The following is a 1,471-nucleotide window of genomic DNA, read 5'->3' as shown; positions in this document are numbered from 1 at the left end:
CGGCGCCCAGGACGCGGCCGTGCGCGCGGTCCTGGCCTACGGGCAGGGGCCGGCTTCCGTGGACGCGGACCAGGTGCACCGCTCGCTGCTGGTCGGCCTGCTGTCCTACCTGGGCTCATGGGATGAGACGAAGCGCGACTACGAGGGCGCGCGCGGCACGCACTTCACGATCTGGCCGGGCTCGGGCGTGAGCGGGCACCCCGCCTGGGTGATGACCGCGGAGCTCGTGGAGACCTCGCGCCTGTTTGCACGCACGGTGGCCCGCATCCGCCCGGAGTGGGTGGAGCCGGCGGCGCGCGGCCTGCTCAAGCGCTCGTATTCGGAGCCGTTCTGGTCGGTTGCGAAGGGCGCGGCGATGGTCCGCGAGCGCGTGACCCTCTACGGGCTGACGCTGGCGGCGGACCGCGAGGTGTTGCTGGGTCGTTTGGGTAACCTCGTCATCGACGAGGCCGTGGCCGCCTCGCGCTCTCACACTCCGCGCGCGGGGTCGCTGGAGGCCCTGGCGGCCGGCTTGGTCTCGGCGTCGAAGGATCCGCTGTCGTCTGGGTCGTTTGAGCCGCGTCATTTCGAGGAGTTGGCGGCCGCGCGCGAGGGGACGACGGCGCGCGAACTGGCCCGCGAGATGTTCATTCGCAACGCCCTGGTGGATGGCCAGTGGAGGGAGAGGCACGGTTTCCAGCGCCGAAACGAGGCCCTGGTGGAGCAGGCCCGCGAGGTTGAGCGCCGCAGCCGCACCCACGGCCTCGTCGCGGACGAGCAGGCGCGCTTCCGTTTCTTCGACGACCTGATCCCCGAGCACGTGACCAGCGCGGCGGCGTTCAACCGCTGGTGGAAGGACGAGCGCCGAGAGCGCCCGGATCTACTCATTTACCCGGCGTCCCTGCTGATGCCCCGCGAGGCGACGTCGGGCGAGGGCTTCCCGGACCGGTGGCAGTGCGGCGACCTATCGCTGGCGCTCAGCTACGAGTTCGCGCCGGGCAGCCCGCGCGACGGCGTCTCCGTGCGCATCCCGATCGAGGTGCTCGAACGCGTGAGCGATGCGGGCACGGACTGGCTGGTGCCCGGCATGCGCGAGGACCTGCTGACCGAGGCGATCCGCGCGCTGCCCAAGGGCGTGCGTCGCCTCCTGGCGCCCGCGCCGGACGTGGCCGCGTCGGTGGCGCGGTGGATCGAACAGGCGGGCGACCAGCCGGCCGAGGCCGTGGTGGCGTCGGCGGATGCACACGCGGGCGAGGCCAGGACGGGTGCCCGGGCTGACGGCAGCGTTGGAAAGCGCGGCGACCAGAAAGCCGCCCAAGCCGACGAGCCGGACCCGCTGAGCTTGGACGCCGCGATGGGACGCCTGGCTGCGTGGGGCGCGACCTCGGGCCGAGTCTCGACGCGCAATTCTCCCGCAAAGGCCTCCAAGAAGGGCGCGCAGAAGGCCACCGCACAGCAGGCCTCGGGGGGAGCGAGCGCGGGCGAGGCGACC

The 1,471-nt window shown here is 72.7% G+C and carries 1 protein-coding gene; it reads left to right on the top strand.

The features are described from left to right. Nucleotides 1-1,471 (top strand): DUF3418 domain-containing protein (locus HMPREF1138_RS10340; protein WP_009059608.1); only part of this gene is annotated, 1,471 nt, incomplete at both ends.

The sequence above is a fragment of the Actinomyces sp. ICM58 genome, assembly GCF_000283035.1.
GTDB lineage: Bacteria > Actinomycetota > Actinomycetes > Actinomycetales > Actinomycetaceae > Pauljensenia.
The sequence above is the reverse complement of the archived record's forward strand: the minus strand, read 5'-3'. Positions and strand labels throughout refer to the sequence as shown.